Source organism: Acidimicrobiales bacterium, assembly GCA_035540975.1.
Classification (GTDB): Bacteria; Actinomycetota; Acidimicrobiia; order Acidimicrobiales.
Map to the genome: position 1 here is coordinate 1 of DATLFN010000135.1, position 17668 is coordinate 17668.

The following is a 17668-nucleotide window of genomic DNA, read 5'->3' on the forward strand; positions in this document are numbered from 1 at the left end:
GCGTTGCGGTACGACACCCGTACGCCCCACCCCAGGTCGCACGCCTCCTGGAGGAGCTCGAGGATGGCCGCCGACCCTGCCGACCCCGGCGACGCTGTTCGAGGTGGACGAGCGCCCCACCGGCATCGCCAAGGACCCGGCGGCCATCCTCGAGCTCCTCCAGGAGGCGTGCGACCTGGGGTGGGGCGTACGGGTGTCGTACCGCAACGCCAAGGGGGTGACCTCCCAGCTCAACGTGGCCGTCGACGACGTCTGGGCCGACAGCGTCCTCGCCGAGGTCCTCCCGAGCTACAACCACCGCACTCTCGCCCTGCAACGCGTCCAATGGGCCCGCGTGCTCACCGAAGCCGAGGAGGACCAGCTCCTGTGACCACCGCCGACGGGCCCCTGATCGTGCAGTCCGACCGCACGCTTCTGCTCGATGTCGACCACCCCGACGCCGCCGCTTGCCGCGCCCAGATCGCCCCCTTCGCCGAGCTGGAGCGCTCGCCGGAGCACGTGCACACCTACCGGGTGACCTCCCTGGGCCTGTGGAACGCCCGCGCCGCCGGGATCGACGCCGAGACCGTGGTCGACGCGCTGCTCCGCTGGTCGCGCTACGCGGTCCCCCAGTCGCTCCTCCTCGACGTCGCCGAGGTGATGGAGCGCTACGGGCGTCTCGTCCTCGAGGTGCACCCGGTCCACGGGCTCGTGCTGCGCTCCACCGACCTGGCCGTGCTCGAGGAGATCTTGCGGGCCAAGGCGGTCGTGCCGCTCGTCGGGCCCCGCATCGACGCCGACACCGTGGCCGTGCCGCGAGGCGAGCGGGGGCGGCTCAAGCAGGCGCTGCTCAAGGCCGGGTGGCCGGCCGACGACCGGGCCGGCCACGTCGACGGTGCGGCGCACCCCATCGCCCTCCGGGAGGACGCCGGCTTCACGCTCCGCGCGTACCAGGAGGAGGCCGTGGACGCCTTCTCGGCGGCGGGCAGCGGCGTGGTGGTGCTGCCCTGCGGCGCGGGCAAGACGCTCGTGGGGCTGGCGGCCATGGCCCGAGCCGGCGCCCGCACCCTGGTGCTGGTGACCAACGTCGTGGCCGCCCGCCAGTGGCGCCGGGAGCTGCTGGCCCGGACCACGCTCGGCGCCGACGACATCGGCGAGTACTCGGGGGAGCGCAAGGAGGTCCGCCCGGTCACCATCGCCACCTACCAGATCCTCATCAGCCGGCGCAAGGGGGCCGTTCCCCATCTCGAGCTGCTCTCGGGCGAGGACTGGGGTCTGATCGTCTACGACGAGGTCCACCTGCTGCCGGCGCCGGTGTTCCGGATGACGGCCGAGATCCAGAGCCGTCGCCGCCTCGGGCTCACGGCGACCCTGGTGCGGGAGGACGGCCGGGAGGGCGACGTCTTCTCGCTCATCGGCCCGAAGCGGTACGACGCTCCGTGGCGCGACATCGAGGCCCAGGGGTGGATCGCCCCTGCCCGCTGCACCGAGGTCCGGGTCACGCTCAGCGACGAGGAACGGCTGTCGTACGCGCTGGCCGAACCCGAGGAGCGCTACCGGACCGGCGCCACGGCCCGCTCCAAGCTCGCCGTCGTGGCGGCGCTCTGCGAGGCGGCGGTACGGAGGGGCGAGCCCACCCTCGTGATCGGGCAGTACCTCGACCAGCTCGACGCCATCGCCGGGCGGCTCGACGCGCCGGTGATCACCGGCAAGACCCCCACGCGCGACCGCGAGCGGCTGTACGAGGACTTCCGCAGTGGTGCGACGCCGGTCCTCGTCGTCTCCAAGGTCGCCAACTTCTCGATCGACCTCCCGGAGGCGTCGGTCGCCGTCCAGGTGTCGGGCACGTTCGGGAGCCGGCAGGAGGAGGCGCAGCGGCTCGGCCGCATCCTGCGGCCGAAGGCGGATGGCCGCCAGGCCCACTTCTTCACCATCGTCGCCCGCGACACCAACGACCAGACCTTCGCCGCTTCGCGGCAGCGCTTCCTCGCCGAGCAGGGGTACGCGTACACGATCGTCGACGGCGAGGACGTACTCGCCGCAGCCGAGCAGCGCCGCCGCCAGGACCAGATCGACCCGGGCCGCCAACTGCCGGTCGGCGAGGGCCCCTCGGCGGGATGAGGGACGGGCGTCTGGCGGCAAGAAAGGGCGGTATGCGCCCTTTCTTGCCGCGGAGCTCTCGGTGCCCCTCGCCCTCAGACCGCCACGGTGAGGACCTCGGGGCCCGTCGTCGGTCTCCGGCACGCGCCACCGTCGCCCGACGGTGGGCGCGTGCGGTGCTCGAACGTGACCATCGGCACCGTGCCGGCCTCGAGGTAGGCCAGCTTGCCGGCCAGCATGTACCCCGGGGCGATGCGCGGTGCCGGCCTGGGAGCAGGGCCTCCCCCACCACCCGCCGGACTCCGCAGCCTGCGCCGCCGGCGTCGCCTCCGGCACCGGCGTGCGCTGGCACAGCGGGAACGACGCAGCCGCCAGGCGCCACAGCGCGTTCTGCGCATCCGTCGCCGCCGCCGCCGCCACCGGGTTCGGGTAGGCACGCCGGCGAACGCGGATACAGGATGATCCATCCGGTTGGCTCTCCACCGTGGGGAAGGTGGCATAGAAAACGGGCCCGGGGGCTGCATTGCGGCGTGCGACTTGCTCGCGCGCTCGGTCGCTCCCGGGGTGCTGAGTCGTCGACGATCCCTCCACGCTGTGCTCAACAGCGGGCGACAGACACGGCGCGGCCCAGGGTCGAAGTTCACCGCTGAGTAGTCCCTCCTCACGGCGAGCCAGACGCAGCTCGGCGACGCACCAATGATTCGTTCGACCGTCGTGACCCGGTTGCCCGGTGAAGGCCGGATACCGCCGAGTCGAAGATCCTCAGCGAAGCGGTCCACCTGTCTCGTGAACTCTTCGTCGCTGTAGATGGCGTTGAGGTAGTCGGCCGCCGCGGGCGTGAGGTTCTTCGCCGCCACGATCATCCGGGTCGCCTCGCTGTCGACGGCGCTCTTCGTACACCCGGCGAGGGCCAGGGCGGTGACCAACACAGCGACGACGCCGCGCATGGCGCGGGCCATATCGTTGTCTTTCATGCCTCCGCAACAGGCCCGATTGCCACGGAAGGGCGTCTGGCCGGCAAGAAGGGGCGCTATTCGCCCGTTCTTGCCGCCGGAAGGCCAGGGGACCGGAACGCCAGGGACCGGAGCGCTCGGCGCCCCCTCGCCCTCAGTCCGGGACGGTGAGGACCTCGGGACCGTCGTCGGTGATGGCGATGGTGTGCTCGGCGTGGGCGGAGAGGCTGCCGTCGGCCGTCACGACGCTCCAGCCGTCGTCCAGCACCCGGGTGCCCGGGCCGCCCAGGTTCACCATGGGCTCCACGGCGAAGACCATGCCCACGCGCAGCTTGGGCCCCTTGCCCGGCGGCCCGTAGTTGGGCACCTGCGGCTCCTCGTGCATGGCGGTGCCGATGGCATGGCCGACGTACTCTCGCACCACCGAGTAGCCACCCGCCTCGGCGACCGTCTGGACGGCGTGGCCGATGTCGGACAGCCGGTTGCCGTCCACCATCGCCTTGATCCCCGCCCGCAGGCTCTCCTCGGTGGTGGCGATGAGCTTGAGCGCCTCGGGGGCGACGTCGCCGACGGGCATCGTGAACGCGGCATCGGCGTGATAGCCCTCGATGATGGCGCCGCAGTCGATCGAGATGATGTCCCCGTCCTTCAGGCGGTAGGGCCCGGGGATGCCGTGCACGATCATGTCGTTGGGCGACGTGCAGATCACGGCGGGGAAGCCGTGGTAGTTGAGGAAGTTGGACCGTGCGCCCCGGCGCTCGAGCACCTCGCGGGCGACGCGGTCGAGATCGGCGGTGGTGACACCGGGCCGGGCCGCCTGCCGGGTGCGCTCGTGCATCTCGGCCACCACCCGGCCGGCCCGGCGCATCCTGGCGATCTCCTCGCTACTTCGCCGCATCGCTTCCCTCGCCCAGGCGGCGGCCGACCGCCCGCACCACGCGCTCGGTGACCACGTCGGGCGGGCCGAGCCCGTCCACCGTGACCAGCTTGTCACGACGCAGGTACCAGGCCACCAGCGGCTCGGTCTCCTGCTCGTAGAGCCGGAGCCGGCGGGCGATGGCCTCCTCCCGGTCGTCCTCCCGCTGCACCACCTCGCCGCCGCAACGGTCGCACGTCCAGTCCATCGCCGGCGGGCTCTCGACGCTGTAGTTGGCCCCGCAGTCCTGGCACCACCGGCGGGCGGCCAGCCGGCGGAGCACGACCTCGGTGGGCACCTGGAGGTCGATGGCGACGTCGAGCTCCAGCGGCGCCAGCAGGTCGAACAGCGCCTCCGCCTGGGCGGTCGTGCGGGGGAACCCGTCGAGGATGAACCCCTTCTCCTTGGTGCCGTCGGCCGCCAGCCGGTGGACCATGACCTCGATCACGACGTCGTCGGGTACCAGCTCACCCGCCTTCATGAACTTGTTGAGCCGCTGGCCCGCCTCCGAGCCCGACTTCAGCTCGGCGCGGAACATGTCACCGCTGGAGATGTGCGGGACGCGGTAGTGGCGGCTCAGGCGCATGCACTGCGTGCCCTTGCCGGCACCTTGCTTCCCGAGGATCACGAGCCTGGGGCCGCGCACTTACTTCAGGAAGCCCTCGTAGTTCCGCATCATCAGCTGGCTGTCGATCTGCTTCATCGTCTCCAGGGCGACGCCGACGGCGATCAGCAGCGTCGTGCCGGCGAAGGGGTAGTTGGAGATGTTCCACCAGGCGAGGAACAGCGACGGCAGCAGGGCGATGAAGGCCAGGAACAGCGCCCCCGGCAGCGTGATGCGGTTCAGGATCCCGGCGAGGTGGCGCTCGGTGGGAAGGCCGGGCCGGATGCCGGGGATGTAGCCGCCCTGCTTGCGGATGACGTCCGCCTGCTTGTGCGGGTCGAACGCGATGGCGGTGTAGAAGTAGGCGAACAGGACGATCATGACGCCGTACAGGCCGATGTAGACGAGGCTCGTCGGCTGGGTCAGGTGGTCGTTGATCCAACGCTGGACGCCCTCCCACGGCACCACGTTCGACAGCAGGACCGGGAAGTACAGGACCGAGCTGGCGAAGATGATGGGGATGACGCCCGACTGGTTCACCTTGAGCGGGATGTAGGTGCTCTGGCCGCCGTACATCTTGCGCCCCACCACCCGCTTGGCGAACTGCACCGGGATCCGTCGCTGGCCCTGCTCGATGAACACGATCGCCACGAGCAGCGCCAGGGTCAGGGCGAGGATGATGGCGAACTTCACGTTGCCGCCCTCGGCCCGCACGGCGGCGCCACCCGCCGGCATGCCGGACACCACGTTGGCGAAGATGATGATCGACATCCCCTGGCCGATCCCCCGCTGGGTGATGAGCTCACCGAGCCACATCACGAACGCCGTCCCGGCCGTCATCGAGAGCACGACCAGCAGCACGCGGGGCACGGTGAACCTGGGGATGAGGTCGAGGTCGCCGGCCACGTTGAACCCCTCGCCACCGTTGTGGAAGACGAAGGCCAGGCCGGTGGACTGCATGATGGCGAGCGCGATGGTGAGGTAGCGGGTCGTCTGGGTGATCTTCTTCTGGCCGACGGCGCCCTCGTTGCGCCACTGCTCCAGCTTGGGGATCACCACGCCGAGCAGCTGCACGATGATCGAGCTGGTGATGTAGGGCATGATCCCGAGCCCGAACACCGCGAAGCGGGTGAGCGCACCGCCCGAGAACAGGTTCAGGAACCCGAGCACGCCGCCCGCCTCGGCCGATTCCTGGAGGCGCTGGACGGCGTCGAAGTCGATCCCCGGGACCGGGACGTGCGACCCCAGCCGGTACAGCACGATGATGAACAGGGTGAACATGATCTTGTTCCGGAGGTCCGGGACCTTGAACATGTTCTTCAGGCTTCCGAGCATCAACGAGCTCCTGCGCTGACGGGGGACGCCCCCGGAGGACTAGCGGTTGGTGAGGGCGTTGCCCGTGGCGGCCGGGCGGCCGTTGCCGAACGGTGGCGGGATGACCTCCACCGTACCGCCCGCACCCGTGATGGCCTGCTCGGCCGAACGGGAGAACGCATGGGCGCTCACCTGCAGCGCCCGGCTGAGCTCCCCGCGGCCGAGCACCTTCACCAGGCCGTGCTTGTGCACCAAGCCGTGGGCGCGGAGCGTGTCGGGGCTCACCACGTCGCCGTCGAAGGCCTCGAGGGCGTCGAGGTTCACCACCGTGTACTCCACCCGGAACGGGTTCTTGAACCCCTTGAGCTTGGGGACGCGCTGCTTCAGGGGCAGCTGGCCGCCCTCGAAGCCCGGCTTCACCTGGCCCCGGGCGTGCTGGCCCTTGGTGCCGCGGCCGGCGGTCTTGCCGCCCTTGCCGCCGATGCCCCGGCCGACGCGCCGGCGGGGGCGGGTCGACCCGGGGGCCGGCCTCAGGTCGTGCGCCTTCACGAGACCTCCTTCACGTCGACCAGGTGCGGCACCCGGGCGATCATGCCGCGGATCTCCGGCCGGTCGGGCAGGGTGTTCGTCTTGCCGATGCCGCGCAGGCCGAGGGCCCGCAGCGTGCCACGGTGCTTGGGCTTGGTGCCGATGGCGGACTTCACCTGGGTGACCTGGAGGCTCGCCACGGCTACGCCACCTCCTCCGGCACGTGCGCGCCGCGGCGGGTCTCGCGGTAGGCCCGCAGGACGCCGGCCGGAGTGACCTCCTCGGGCGACAGGCCCCGGCGGCGGGCGACGTCCTCGGGGGACTTGAGCGCCTTGAGGCCGGCGATGGTGGCGTGGGCGACGTTGATGGCGTTCGACGAACCCAGCGACTTGGCCAGCACGTCGTGGATGCCGGCCGCCTCCAGGATGATGCGGGCCGCGCCGCCGGCGATCACGCCGGTTCCGGGCGCCGCCGGCTTCAGCAGCACCCGTCCCGCCCCCGCCTCCCCGATCACGGGGTGGACGATGGTGGAGCCGGCCAGCGGCACGTTGAAAACGTTCTTGCGGGCGTCGTCGGCCGCCTTCTGCATGGCGAGGGCGACCTCCTTGGCCTTGCCGTAGCCGAGGCCGACCTTGCCGCTGCCGTCCCCGACGACCATGAGCGCGGCGAACGAGAACCGCCGGCCGCCCTTGACGACCTTGGCGACCCGGTTCGGCCGGCCGATGGGCCGCTCCTCGAATTGTGATTCAGCCATGAGAGTGCCTTTCCGAACCTAGTGCCGTGACCCGGGACGTGTGCCGCGTTCGCTGCCCCAGGGTCCGCGGCCGCACTCGCCGCCGGAGGCGGCCTCTGCGGCTGCGGACACCGGGAAAGGACGGGGCGGAGGTGGCGCAAGCTCTGCTCGCCCGCCGCAGCACGATCCGGCTCGACCGTATGGAGCGAGCGACGCGAGCGAACGAGGTCGAAGCACTAGAACTCGAGCCCGGCTTCGCGGGCGGCATCGGCCACCGCGGCGATGCGGCCGTGGTAGAGGAAGCCGCCCCGGTCGAACACGACGCGGCTGACGCCGGCCTCCTTGGCCCGCTCGGCGACCAGCTTTCCGACGGCGGCGGCGGCCGTCTTGTTGCCGGTCGCGCCCGAGCGCAGCGACGGCTCGACGGTGGACGCGGCGGCGATGGTGCGGCCGGTGGAGTCGTCGATGACCTGGGCGACCATGTGCCGGGTCGACCGGAACACGGCCAGGCGGGGACGCTCCGTCGTGCCCGACACCTTGCGGCGGACGCGTCGGTGCCGGGTGCGGCGCAGCTCGCGCTGGCGGTTGGTGCTCACTTGGCCGCCTTTCCGGCCTTGCGCTGCACGACCTCGCCGGCGTAGCGGACGCCCTTGCCCTTGTAGGGCTCGGGCTTGCGGATCTTGCGGATGTTCGCGGCCACCTGGCCCACCAGCTCCTTGTCGATGCCCCGGACGGTGATGCGGGTCGGCATGGGGACCTCGAAGGTGATGCCGGGGGGGGCGGCCACCGGCACCGGGTGGCTGAACCCGAGGGCCAGCTCGATGGCGTCGGGGCCCTTCGACGTGGCCCGGTACCCGACGCCGACGATCTCCAGGTCCTTCTTGAACCCGGCGGTGACGCCGGTGACCATGTTGCTCACCAGGCTGCGGGTGAGGCCGTGGAGGGCGCGGTTGTGGCGCTGGTCGTCGGGCCGCTCGACCACCAGGGTGCCGTCGTCCTTACGCACCGTGATGCTCCCCGGCAGCTCGCGCTCCAGGGTGCCCTGGGGACCGGTGACGGTGACGCGGCGGTCGGCGACCGACACGTCGACGCCTGCCGGCACGGGGATGGGGGCTCTTCCGACTCGTGACATGTCAGCTCCCTACCAGACGTAACAGAGGATCTCGCCGCCCATGCGCCGCTGGCGGGCCTCGCGATCCGTCATCAGGCCCTGGCTGGTGGACAGCACGGCGACGCCGAGGCCGCCGAGCACGCGCGGCAGGCGGTCGGCCTTGGTGTACACCCGCAGGCCCGGCTTGGAGATGCGGCGGATGCCCGAGATCGTGCGCGACCGGTCGGCCGCGTACTTCATGGTGATCTCGAGCACCCGTCCCGGGCGCCCGGGGTCGTCGTGCACGGCGAAGCCCTCGATGTAGCCCTCGCGCTGGAGGATGGCGGCCAGCGCCTCTTTCACCTTCGACGAGGGCATGCGGACGGTGTCGTGCATCGCCGTGTTGGCGTTGCGGATCCGCGTAAGCATGTCGGCGAGGGGGTCGGTCATCGTCATCGGCGCACCCCCCTCACCAGCTGGCCTTGGTGACGCCGGGGAGCTCCCCGGCGTGGGCCAGCTCGCGCAGGCAGATGCGGCAGAGGCCGAACTTGCGGAACACCGCCCGCGGACGGCCGCACCGCTGGCAGCGGGTGTAGCCGCGGACCTTGAACTTCGGCTTGTGCTGCTGCTTCTCGATGAGAGCTTTCTTCGCCACTATCGATCCTGATCCTCACGCTTGAACGGGAACCCGAAGGCGGCGAGGAGGGCGCGGCCCTCGTCGTCGGTCCGGGCGGAGGTGACCACGGTGATGTCCATGCCGCGAGGCGTGTCCACCTTGTCGTAGTCGATCTCCGGGAAGATGAGCTGCTCGGTCACGCCGAACGTGTAGTTGCCGCGACCGTCGAAGGAGTTGGCGGGAAGGCCGCGGAAGTCACGGATGCGGGGGATGGCCAGGCTGATGAGCCGGTCCAGGAACTCCCACATCCGGTCGCCCCGCAACGTCACCTTCACGCCGATGACGTTGCCCTCCCGCAGCTTGAAGGCGGCGATGGACTTCTTCGCCTTCGTGACGAGCGGCTTCTGGCCGGTGATGATCGTGAGATCCCGGACCGCGCCCTCGATCAGGGACTGCTGCTGGGTGGCCTTGCCGACTCCCATGTTGATGACGATCTTCTCGAAGCGGGGGACCTCCATCACGTTTCCCAGGCCGAGGGAGTCCTTCAGCTGGGCACGGATCCGCTCGTTGTACCGCGTCTTCAGGCGGGGGATCGTGCGCGGCTCCAGGGTGGCGGTCACAGGTCGCCTCCGCACTTCCGGCAGATGCGGACCTTGCGCTTTCCGGCCGCCGTCTCCTCGAGCCGGTAGCCGATGCGGGTGGGCCCGTCGGTGGGGCACACGATGGCCACCGACGAGGCGTGCATCGGCATGTCCTTGTCGATGATGCCGCCCTGCATGGTTGCCCGGGTGGCGCGCTGGTGACGCTTCGCCACGTTGACCCCGTCGACGATCACCTTGTCCTGGTCGGGGAGGACGCGCATGATCTCGCCCTCCTTGCCCCGGTCCTTGCCCGAGCGCACCCGCACCCGGTCACCCTTCTTCAGCTTCATGACAGACCTCCAACCGATCGCGGCCGGCCACCGGACGCCGCCGCAAGGCGGCCTTCATGGCTGGCCGCTCCGCCGGCGCCGGCCGGCGAGGAAACAGCGCCGGAGGCGAGCCGGCTCCGCCGGCTCGCCGGAGGCACGATCGACTCGCCGAGCAACCTCTGGTTGCGAAGGCGAAACATCACAACACCTCTGGTGCGAGAGAGATGATCCGCATGAACTTCTTGTCGCGCAGCTCGCGCCCCACCGGGCCGAAGATGCGCGTGCCGCGCGGCTGCTGCGCCTCGTTGATCAGCACGGCGGCGTTCTCGTCGAAACGGATGTAGCTGCCGTCCGGCCTCCGCTTCTCCTTCTTGGTGCGCACGACGACGCACTTCACCACCTCGCCCTTCTTCACCGCCGCACCGGGGATGGCGTCCTTCACGGTGGCGACGAACACGTCGCCGATGGACGCGTACCGGCGCTTGGAGCCGCCCAGCACCTTGATGCAGAGCACCTCCTTGGCACCGGAGTTGTCGGCCACCCGAAGGCGGGACTCCTGCTGGATCATCGGGCCCGCTCCAGGACCTCGATGATCCGCCAGCGCTTGAGCTTCGACAGCGGCCGGGTCTCCTGGACCCGGACCCGGTCGCCCACCTTGACGTCGTTCTGCTCGTCGTGGGCGTAGAGGCGCTTGGTGCGCTGCACGGTCTTGGCATAGCGGGGGTGGCGTACCTGGTCGATGACGGAGACGATCGCCGTCTTGTCCATGGCGCTCGACACGACGGTGCCCTCGCGCTGCTTGCGGCTGTTGCGCGCCGGGGCGGCGGGCGCGGTGTCGGGGGTGGCGTCAGCCACGACTGGCCTCCTGGTTCGCTGCGTCGGCCGCCTCGGCGGCGGCGATCTCCTGCTCGCGCAGGATCGTGTTCATCCGGGCCACGTCCTTGCGCAGCCGGCCGATCCGCGCCGAGTTGTCCAGCTGGCCGGTGACCAGCTGGAAGCGCAGGTTGAACAGCTCGTGCTTGGCCTCGGCCAGGCGGGTCTCCAGCTCGCTGGCGTCCAGGTCACGGAGGTCGATGGCACGCTGGTTCGGCATCAGACCTCCACGCCCTGGTCGTCGCGCACCACGAAGCGGGCCTTGATCGGGAGTTTCTGGATGGCGCGCTCCATGGCGGCCCGGGCCAGGTCCTCGCCCACGCCCGACAGCTCGAACATGATCCGGCCCGGCTTGACGACGGCGACCCAGTGCTCGGGGTTGCCCTTCCCCGAACCCATCCGGGTCTCGGCCGGCTTCGCCGTCACCGGCTTGTCGGGGAAGATGCGGATCCACACCTTGCCGCCCCGCTTGACGTGGCGGGTCATCGCGATACGAGCGGCCTCGATCTGGCGTGCGGTGATCCACCCCGGCTCCAACGCCTGCACCCCGTAGTCGCCGAACGCCACCGAGGTGCCGCCCGTGGCCTTCCCGGTCAGGCGACCGCGCTGCTGCTTGCGGTGCCGGACCTTCTTCGGCATCAGCATCAGTCGGTCTCCTTGCGGAAGTGCGGTGCCTCGTGGTGCTCGCGCGTACGGCGCTCGATCTCCTCTTCCTCGGCGAGGAGGCGCTCGATGTCGGGGTCGACCTCGGGGATGATCGGCTTGGCCGCCTCGGGAGCCTCGGTGCCCTCGGGCGCCTCTTCGGCGGCGGGCGCGGTGCCGGGCTCGCCGTGCTCGGGACGGCGGCGCCCGCCGCCGGCCGAGATGATCCGGCGGGGCCGGCCCTGCCCGGACGTCTCGCCCACCGCCATGGCCGCCTCGCGGCTGATCTTGTCCTCGGTGGAGATCTTGTAGGGGAGGATGTCGCCCTTGTAGATCCACACCTTCACGCCGATGCGGCCGAAGGTCGTCTTCGCTTCGCGGAACCCGTAGTCGATGTCGGCCCGCAGGGTGTGCAGCGGGACGCGCCCCTCGCGGTACGCCTCGCGCCGCGCCATCTCGGAGCCGCCCAGGCGGCCGGCGCACTGGACCCGGATGCCCTGGGCGCCCGCCTTCTGCACCGTCTGCACCGCACGCTTCATGGCCCGGCGGAAGCTGACCCGGCCGGCCAGCTGGTCGGCGATGCCCTGGGCGATGAGGGCGGCGTCGAGCTCGGGCTGCTTGATCTCCTGGATGTTCAGCTGGACCTTGGGGTTCTTGGTGATGCGGGCCAGCTCGGTGCGCAACCGGTCGGCCTCGGCGCCGCGGCGGCCGATCACGATGCCCGGCCGGGCCGTGTGCAGGTCGATGCGCAGGCGGTCGCGCGTGCGCTCCACCTCGACCCGGCTGACGGCGGCCCGCTCGAGCTGCTTGGTGAGGTAGTCGCGGATCTTCCAGTCCTCGATGACCTGGTCCTTGTAGTCCCGGTCGTTGAACCAGCGCGACTTCCAGTCCGTGGTCACGCCGAGGCGGAACCCGTAGGGGTTGACCTTCTGGCCCATCTAGACGTCCTTCTCCTCGTCGGCTGCCGCCGGTGTGTCCTCGTCGCCCTCGACCGCGGGCCGGTCCTCCACCGCGGGTGCGTCGCTCCCGGCCGCGTCCCCGGTGTCCTCCACCGCCGGCCGCGACTCCACCTCGGGCGCCGCCGGCTCGGGCTGGGGCTCGTCGGCGGGGGCGGGCGGCGTCTCCACCGCCGTCTCCGGCACCGGCGCGGTGCCGGGACGCTGCTCGTCCCGCCGGGTGCGGCGGCTCTGGCGGCCACCGGCGACGCGGCGGCGCCGGCCCCCGGCATCGGCGGCCTGGCGGGCCCGCAGGCGGGTGAGCCGGTCCTCGGGGAGGCGGCTCACGATCACGGTGATGTGGCAGGCGCGCTTGCGGATGCGCGTGGCCCGTCCCCGGGCCCGGGGCCGCCAGCGCTTCATGGTCGTGCCCTCGTCGGCGAAGCAGGCCGACACGTACAGCTCCTCGGGGTCGAGCCCGTCGTTGTTCTCGGCGTTGGCGATGGCCGACTGCAACAGCTTGCCGACCAGCAGGGCGGCGTCGCGCTCGCACAGCTGGAGGGTGTCGCGGGCACGGTCGACCTCGAGGCCGCGGATGAGATCGAGCACGGGGCGGACCTTGTAGGCCGAGACCCGCTCGTTGCGGAGGACGGCGCGGGTGCCGGGGCGCTCGTTGGTCTTCGGTCCGGGCATCGTCAGCGCCTCCCCGCCCGTTCCTGGCCGGCGTGGTACCGGAACGTGCGGGTGGGGGCGAACTCGCCGAGCTTGTGCCCCACCATCGATTCGGTGATGTAGACGGGCACGTGCTTGCGCCCGTCGTGGACGGCGATGGTGTGGCCGACCATGTCCGGGATGATCGTGGACCGGCGCGACCACGTCTTCACGACCCGCTTCTCGTTGGCCGCGTTGAGCGCGTCGACCTTCTTGAGCAGGTGGTCGTCGACGAACGGGCCCTTCTTCAGACTGCGCGGCATTGCCGGTTACCTCCGTGCGCCGCGCGTGCGACGCCGCCGGACGATGAGCTTCTCGGATTCCTTGGTCCTGTCCCGGGTGCGGCCCTCGGGCTTGCCCCACGGCGACACCGGGTGGCGACCGCCGGACGACTTGCCCTCTCCGCCGCCGAGGGGGTGGTCGACGGGGTTCATGGCGACGCCCCGGGTCTGCGGGCGCACCCCCTTCCAGCGGTTGCGGCCCGCCTTGCCGACCTTCACCAGCTCGGCCTCGGCGTTGCCGACCTCGCCGATGGTGCCGCGGCAGTCGATGGGCACGCGGCGCATCTCGGTGGACGGCAGGCGCAGGGTGGCGAAGTCGCCCTCCTTGGCCACCAGCTGGATGCTCATGCCGGCGCCCCGGGCCAGCTTCCCGCCGCCGCCCGGCTTCAGCTCCACGTTGTGCACCGTGGTGCCGACAGGGATGAAGCGCAGCGGGAGGGCGTTGCCCGGGCGGATCTCGGCACCCTGGCCGCTCTGCAGCGTGTCGCCGACGCGGACGCGGGCCGGAGCCAGGATGTAGCGCTTCTCGCCGTCCACGTAGTGCAGGAGGGCGATACGGGCGTTGCGGTTCGGGTCGTACTCGATCGTGGCGACCTTGGCGGGGATCCCGTCCTTGTTCCGGCGGAAGTCGACCATCCGGTACTGCTGCTTGTGCCCGCCGCCGCGGTGCCGGGCCGTCTTGCGGCCGTAGCTGTTGCGACCGCCCGTCTTCGGCTTGGGGGCGAGGAGGGTCTTCTCCGGCCGGTCCGTGGTGATCTCGGAGAAGTCGGAGACGGTCTGGAACCGCCGTCCGGCACTGGTGGGCTTGCGCTTGCGAAGGGGCATGGTGTCTTCCCGCTCAGCTCTCGAACAGATCGATGCGGTCGTCGCCGGCCAGGGTGACGATGGCCCGCTTGGTGTCGGGGCGCTTCCCGAAGGTGGCCTGGCGCCGGTTGCGCTTGCGCTTGCCCTTGCGGTTCAGCGTGTTCACGTTGGTGACCCTGACGTTGAAGATCGCCTCGACCGCCTGGCGGATCTCCGTCTTGTTGGCCGAGGGATGGACGACGAAGGTGTAGACGCCCTCGTCGAGCAGCGCGTACGACTTCTCCGACACGACCGGGCGCAACACCACGTCACGGGGGTCCTTCATTCGCCGGCACCTCCTTCGGGAGCGGGCCGCTCCTCGGCCGGCGGGGTGGACGCGTCGGCCTCGTCGGCGGGCGCCTCGGCGGGGGTGCCCGGCGTGCCGGCCGGCTCGACCGGCGTCCCCGTGCCCGGGGCGGACGCAGCCGGCGTCGCCGCCGCCGACGCGGTGGCGCCGGGCGCCTTGGCGGGTGCCTCGGGCGCCGTGGGCAGGGTGGCCGGGGTGAACACGACCCAGTCGCTGCACAAGACGTCGTACGCGTTGAGCTCCTGGGCGAGGATCGGGTGGATGTCCGGCAGGTTCCGGAACGACTTGTAGGCCACCTCGTCGTCCCGGGAGAGCACGACCAGCACCCGGCCGGCGACGCCCAGGGCGGCCAGCGCCGCCTTGGCGTCCTTGGTGCGCGGCCCCGAGAAGCCCCACGAGTCGACCACCACGACGTTGCCGCCGGCCGCCCGGTCGGACAGGGCCGACCGCAGGGCGAGCTGGACCATCTTCTTGGGCGTGCGCTGCTTGTAGCTGCGGGGCTTGGGGCCGAGGGCGACGCCGCCGCCCTTCCACTGCGGTGCCCGGGTGGAGCCCTGGCGGGCCCGGCCCGTGCCCTTCTGCTTCCACGGCTTGGCCCCGCCGCCGCGGACCTCGGCCCGGGTCTTGGTGGACTGCGTCCCGGCGCGGGCGGCCGCCAGCTGGGCGGTGACCACCTGGTGCATGACGGCGACGTTGGGCTCGATGCCGAACACCGCGTCGGGGAGCTCGACGGAGCCGGCGGTGGCGCCCGTGGTGGTGCGGATGTCGACGGAGGCCATGGCTACTTCCCGCCCTTCACGGCGTCGCGGATCAGCACGAGGCCGCCCCGGGGGCCGGGCACGGCGCCCTTCACGAGCAACAGCTCCCGCTCCGAGTCCGCCTCGACGATCTCCAGGTTCAGCGTGGTGACCTGCTGGGAGCCCATCTGCCCCGCCATCTTCATGCCCTTGAACACCCGGGCGGGCGTGGCGCAGGCGCCGATCGACCCGGGCGCCCGGTGCTTCTTGTGGTTGCCGTGGGTGGCCTTCTGCCCCTTGAAGTTGTGGCGCTTCATGACGCCGGCGAAGCCCTTGCCCTTGCTGACAGCGGTGACGTCCACCTTCTCGCCGGCGGCCAGCAGGCCGACGGTGAGCTCCTGGCCCACCGTGTACCCGCCGGAGTCGTCGATGCGCAGCTCCACCAGTCGCCGCCCGGGCTCGACACCCGCCTTGGCGAACTGGCCGGCCACCGGCTTGGTGAGACGGCTGGCCTTCACCGTGCCCCAGGTGACCTGGAGCGCCGAGTACCCGTCGCGCTCGGTCGTCTTGACCTGGACGACGCGCACGGGCGGCACCTTGACGACGGTCACCGGGACGGCGCGGTTCTCGCTGTCCCAGATCTGCGTCATGCCGACCTTCTCGCCGACGATCGCCTTGCTTGCCATCTCGTTTTTCGCCTGTCTCACGCGAACGCTCCGCTCGGGCAGACCCGGCGGAGCGCTTCTCGGTTTTGCCCCCGGGTTCCCAGCGGGCGCCGGGGGACGTCAGTTCAAAGCCGGTTCAGCCTAGCAGCGTTCTCCCCACCCCGCCCATGGGGCCGGTGTCGCCAGTCCGGGCCGGTGGCCGCCCGGCGCCGCCGCAGGCGGCCTCCCCGGCTACCGGCCAGACAAGCCTTCAGTGCGAAGGGGTTCGGCTCCGCCGATCCCCGCAGCCCGATCGACTCGCCGGAACGGAGCGAGCGCAGCGAGCGAGTGACGGCGAAAGCCCTACTGGATCTTGATCTCGATGTCGACCCCGGCCGGGAGGTCGAGGCGCTGGAGCGAGTCGACCGTCTTCGGGGTGTGCTCCACGATGTCCAGCAGGCGCTTGTGGATGCGCATCTCGAAGTGCTCCCGGCTGTCCTTGTACTTGTGGGGCGAGCGGATCACGGTGTAGCGGTGCATCTCGGTCGGAAGGGGCACCGGGCCGCGGACCTTGGCGTTGGTGCGCAGGACCGTCTCCACGATCTTCTTGGTGGACTGGTCGATGATCTCGTGGTCGTACGCCTTGAGGCGGATCCGGATCTTCTGCTTCTGGCCCTCGGCCACGGTGTGCTCCCTGCCGCTTACTTGAGGATCTTGGTGACGCGGCCGGCGCCCACGGTACGGCCACCCTCTCGGATGGCGAAACGGAGCCCCTCGTCCATGGCGATCGGCTTGCCCAGCTCCACCGTCATCGTCGTGTTGTCGCCCGGCATGACCATCTCGGTGCCCTCGGGCAGCGAGATGGAGCCGGTGACGTCGGTCGTGCGGAAGTAGAACTGCGGCCGGTAGTTGTTGAAGAACGGCTTGTGGCGGCCGCCCTCCTCCTTGGACAGGACGTAGACGTTGGCCTCGAAGTTGGTGTGGGGCGTGATGGACCCGGGCTTGCACAGCACCTGGCCACGCTCCACGTCCTCCTTCTTCGTGCCGCGGAGCAGGGCGCCGATGTTGTCGCCCGCCTGGCCCGAATCGAGCAGCTTGCGGAACATCTCGACGCCGGTGCACACCGTCTTGGCGGTGTTGCGGAGGCCGACGATCTCCACCTCGTCGCCCACCTTGACCTTGCCCGCCTCCACCTTCCCGGTGACCACCGTGCCGCGGCCCTGGATGGTGAAGACGTCCTCGATGGGCATGAGGAAGGGCTTCTCGGTGTCGCGCTCGGGCTCGGGGACGAACGAGTCGACCGCCTCCATGAGCTCGAGGATCCTCGGCGTCCACTCGGCGTCGCCCTCGAGCGCCTTCAGCGCCGACACGCGGATGACGGGGGTGTCGTCGCCCGGGAACTCGTAGTCGTTCAGCAGCTCGCGCACCTCGAGCTCCACCAGGTCCAGCAGCTCCTCGTCGTCGACCATGTCGGCCTTGTTGAGGGCCACCACGATCGACGGGACACCGACCTGGCGGGCGAGCAGCACGTGCTCGCGGGTCTGCGGCATGGGACCGTCGGCCGCCGACACGACCAGGATGGCGCCGTCCACCTGGGCGGCGCCGGTGATCATGTTCTTGATGTAGTCGGCGTGGCCCGGCATGTCGACGTGGGCGTAGTGCCGGTTGGGCGTCTGGTACTCGACGTGGGCGATGTTGATCGTGATGCCCCGCGCCTTCTCCTCGGGCGCCTTGTCGATCTGGTCGAAGGCGGTGAACGAGGTGGTGCCGGAGGTGTCCCGCTCGGCCAGCACCTTCGTGATGGCGGCCGTCAGGGTCGTCTTGCCGTGGTCGATGTGCCCCATCGTGCCGATGTTGAGATGGGGCTTGTCCCGGACGAACTGCTTCTTTGCCATCAGTAGTTCAACCCCTTCGTGCGCCTTCGGCGCTCAGTCTTGACCTGACCGACGAGG

At 70.8% G+C, this 17668-nt stretch carries 27 protein-coding genes and 2 pseudogenes; 3 read left to right on the forward strand and 26 right to left on the reverse strand.

Going from position 1 to position 17668, the window contains the following annotated elements:
* The first annotated feature begins 103 nt into the window (after positions 1-103).
* Entirely contained in the window at positions 104-370 is a 267-nt protein-coding gene (locus tag VM242_13200) for a hypothetical protein (protein ID HVM06118.1), read from the forward strand.
* On the forward strand, positions 367-2100 hold the full coding sequence (locus tag VM242_13205; protein ID HVM06119.1) for a DNA repair helicase XPB: 1734 nt from the start codon (positions 367-369) through the stop codon (positions 2098-2100). The genes VM242_13200 and VM242_13205 overlap by 4 nt, the downstream gene beginning before the upstream one ends.
* A gap of 74 nt (positions 2101-2174) precedes the next feature.
* Here VM242_13205 and VM242_13210 read toward each other — a convergent pair whose 3' ends face one another.
* Positions 2175-2318, reverse strand: coding sequence for a hypothetical protein (locus VM242_13210; GenBank protein ID HVM06120.1), 144 nt, complete (start codon positions 2316-2318; stop codon positions 2175-2177).
* Positions 2319-2338: 20 nt separating this feature from the next.
* Here VM242_13210 and VM242_13215 point away from each other — a divergent pair, with 20 nt between their 5' ends.
* Positions 2339-2512: a hypothetical protein gene (locus VM242_13215; GenBank protein ID HVM06121.1), complete on the forward strand. Its 174-nt coding sequence runs from the start codon at positions 2339-2341 to the stop codon at positions 2510-2512.
* Between the two features lie 674 nt (positions 2513-3186).
* On the opposite strand, the gene map is transcribed toward VM242_13215, so the two are convergent.
* The 25 genes and pseudogenes from map to tuf all read right to left on the reverse strand — a co-directional run bounded on the left by map (position 3187) and on the right by tuf (position 17611).
* Complete coding sequence (gene map / locus VM242_13220) at positions 3187-3930, reverse strand: type I methionyl aminopeptidase (GenBank protein HVM06122.1); 744 nt, start codon at positions 3928-3930, stop codon at positions 3187-3189.
* A complete protein-coding gene (locus tag VM242_13225) occupies positions 3917-4594 on the reverse strand; it encodes an adenylate kinase (protein HVM06123.1) in 678 nt (225 codons plus the stop codon). Before VM242_13225 ends, map begins: the two co-directional genes overlap by 14 nt.
* Entirely contained in the window at positions 4595-5887 is a 1293-nt protein-coding gene (gene secY / locus VM242_13230; GenBank protein HVM06124.1) for a preprotein translocase subunit SecY, read from the reverse strand.
* Between the two features lie 39 nt (positions 5888-5926).
* Positions 5927-6415 (reverse strand): 50S ribosomal protein L15, encoded by a 489-nt coding sequence (gene rplO / locus VM242_13235; GenBank protein HVM06125.1) that lies wholly within the window; start codon positions 6413-6415, stop codon positions 5927-5929.
* Complete coding sequence (rpmD, locus tag VM242_13240) at positions 6412-6594, reverse strand: 50S ribosomal protein L30 (protein ID HVM06126.1); 183 nt, start codon at positions 6592-6594, stop codon at positions 6412-6414. The genes rplO and rpmD overlap by 4 nt, the downstream gene beginning before the upstream one ends.
* A 2-nt stretch (positions 6595-6596) precedes the next feature.
* The gene (gene rpsE, locus VM242_13245) at positions 6597-7148 is read right to left on the reverse strand and encodes a 30S ribosomal protein S5 (GenBank protein ID HVM06127.1); all 552 of its coding nucleotides are present in this window, start codon (positions 7146-7148) and stop codon (positions 6597-6599) included.
* A gap of 215 nt (positions 7149-7363) precedes the next feature.
* Complete coding sequence (gene rplR, locus VM242_13250; protein HVM06128.1) at positions 7364-7723, reverse strand: 50S ribosomal protein L18; 360 nt, start codon at positions 7721-7723, stop codon at positions 7364-7366.
* Positions 7720-8259: a 50S ribosomal protein L6 gene (gene rplF / locus VM242_13255; GenBank protein HVM06129.1), complete on the reverse strand. Its 540-nt coding sequence runs from the start codon at positions 8257-8259 to the stop codon at positions 7720-7722. The genes rplR and rplF overlap by 4 nt, the downstream gene beginning before the upstream one ends.
* 9 nt (positions 8260-8268) lie before the next feature.
* Positions 8269-8673, reverse strand: coding sequence for a 30S ribosomal protein S8 (gene rpsH, locus VM242_13260; protein ID HVM06130.1), 405 nt, complete (start codon positions 8671-8673; stop codon positions 8269-8271).
* A gap of 13 nt (positions 8674-8686) precedes the next feature.
* Positions 8687-8872, reverse strand: a complete 186-nt coding sequence (locus VM242_13265; GenBank protein HVM06131.1) for a type Z 30S ribosomal protein S14 — start codon at positions 8870-8872, stop codon at positions 8687-8689.
* Positions 8872-9417, reverse strand: coding sequence for a 50S ribosomal protein L5 (gene rplE / locus VM242_13270; protein ID HVM06132.1), 546 nt, complete (start codon positions 9415-9417; stop codon positions 8872-8874). The genes VM242_13265 and rplE overlap by 1 nt, the downstream gene beginning before the upstream one ends.
* 32 nt (positions 9418-9449) lie before the next feature.
* The gene (gene rplX / locus VM242_13275; GenBank protein HVM06133.1) at positions 9450-9764 is read right to left on the reverse strand and encodes a 50S ribosomal protein L24; all 315 of its coding nucleotides are present in this window, start codon (positions 9762-9764) and stop codon (positions 9450-9452) included.
* A gap of 178 nt (positions 9765-9942) precedes the next feature.
* Positions 9943-10311 carry a 50S ribosomal protein L14 gene (rplN, locus tag VM242_13280; GenBank protein ID HVM06134.1) on the reverse strand — a complete coding sequence of 123 codons (369 nt, stop codon included), beginning with the start codon at positions 10309-10311 and terminating at the stop codon, positions 9943-9945.
* On the reverse strand, positions 10308-10598 hold the full coding sequence (rpsQ, locus tag VM242_13285; protein ID HVM06135.1) for a 30S ribosomal protein S17: 291 nt from the start codon (positions 10596-10598) through the stop codon (positions 10308-10310). The genes rplN and rpsQ overlap by 4 nt, the downstream gene beginning before the upstream one ends.
* The gene (rpmC, locus tag VM242_13290) at positions 10591-10836 is read right to left on the reverse strand and encodes a 50S ribosomal protein L29 (protein HVM06136.1); all 246 of its coding nucleotides are present in this window, start codon (positions 10834-10836) and stop codon (positions 10591-10593) included. The genes rpsQ and rpmC overlap by 8 nt, the downstream gene beginning before the upstream one ends.
* Complete coding sequence (rplP, locus tag VM242_13295) at positions 10836-11261, reverse strand: 50S ribosomal protein L16 (GenBank protein HVM06137.1); 426 nt, start codon at positions 11259-11261, stop codon at positions 10836-10838. The genes rpmC and rplP overlap by 1 nt, the downstream gene beginning before the upstream one ends.
* A gap of 290 nt (positions 11262-11551) precedes the next feature.
* Positions 11552-12196: pseudogene (gene rpsC / locus VM242_13300) on the reverse strand (30S ribosomal protein S3).
* 339 nt (positions 12197-12535) lie between these two features.
* Positions 12536-12886, reverse strand: a pseudogene (rplV, locus tag VM242_13305) (50S ribosomal protein L22).
* A 2-nt stretch (positions 12887-12888) separates the two neighbouring features.
* Positions 12889-13167 (reverse strand): 30S ribosomal protein S19, encoded by a 279-nt coding sequence (rpsS, locus tag VM242_13310; protein HVM06138.1) that lies wholly within the window; start codon positions 13165-13167, stop codon positions 12889-12891.
* 6 nt (positions 13168-13173) lie between these two features.
* The gene (rplB, locus tag VM242_13315; protein ID HVM06139.1) at positions 13174-14010 is read right to left on the reverse strand and encodes a 50S ribosomal protein L2; all 837 of its coding nucleotides are present in this window, start codon (positions 14008-14010) and stop codon (positions 13174-13176) included.
* Between the two features lie 13 nt (positions 14011-14023).
* Positions 14024-14314: a 50S ribosomal protein L23 gene (rplW, locus tag VM242_13320; protein ID HVM06140.1), complete on the reverse strand. Its 291-nt coding sequence runs from the start codon at positions 14312-14314 to the stop codon at positions 14024-14026.
* Entirely contained in the window at positions 14311-15114 is an 804-nt protein-coding gene (rplD, locus tag VM242_13325) for a 50S ribosomal protein L4 (GenBank protein ID HVM06141.1), read from the reverse strand. The genes rplW and rplD overlap by 4 nt, the downstream gene beginning before the upstream one ends.
* 2 nt (positions 15115-15116) lie before the next feature.
* Positions 15117-15758, reverse strand: coding sequence for a 50S ribosomal protein L3 (gene rplC / locus VM242_13330; GenBank protein HVM06142.1), 642 nt, complete (start codon positions 15756-15758; stop codon positions 15117-15119).
* A 321-nt stretch (positions 15759-16079) separates the two neighbouring features.
* Entirely contained in the window at positions 16080-16400 is a 321-nt protein-coding gene (rpsJ, locus tag VM242_13335; GenBank protein ID HVM06143.1) for a 30S ribosomal protein S10, read from the reverse strand.
* Positions 16401-16417: 17 nt separating this feature from the next.
* The gene (gene tuf, locus VM242_13340) at positions 16418-17611 is read right to left on the reverse strand and encodes an elongation factor Tu (protein HVM06144.1); all 1194 of its coding nucleotides are present in this window, start codon (positions 17609-17611) and stop codon (positions 16418-16420) included.
* Positions 17612-17668: the final 57 nt, after the last annotated feature.